The 385-nt window shown below is 60.0% G+C and carries 1 pseudogene; it reads left to right on the top strand.

Annotated elements, in window-relative coordinates:
- Nucleotides 1–203: pseudogene (locus ACWGS9_RS35480) on the top strand (transposase); the annotation flags it as partial.
- Nucleotides 204–385 lie beyond the last annotated feature (182 nt).

Here is a 385-nt window from a genome sequence, read left to right as displayed (position 1 = left end):
ATCGGGGCGTTGCGGTGGCCCAGGCTGCCCGCGACCTCGATCTCCACGAGAATGTGCTGCGCAAATGGGTGCGCGAGTTGTCGACCGATCCGCAGCATGCGTTTCCCGGCCATGGGCAGATGAAGCCTGAGCAGCAGGAGATCGACCGGCTGCGCAAGGAAGTGGCGAAGCTGAAGGCGGAGCGCGACATCCTCTCTCCCGGTTTGTCGCGCTTCTCTATTCGGCGTTTTGAAGTCAAGCGCTTTCAAGCTTTCCACTTCGCCGGGGCCTTGATGTCTTTCGCGGGTCTTGCTTCTCTCCGGGATCGGCACTGGGCCTTCCCACCATGGGGGTCAGAAGAATGAGGTGGAACAAATCTATAGCTCGTCCTGATCGCGATAGGGAT

It is taken from the genome of Mesorhizobium sp. Arg314 (assembly GCF_053714275.1).
This window is presented reverse-complemented; position numbering and strand designations above follow the sequence as displayed.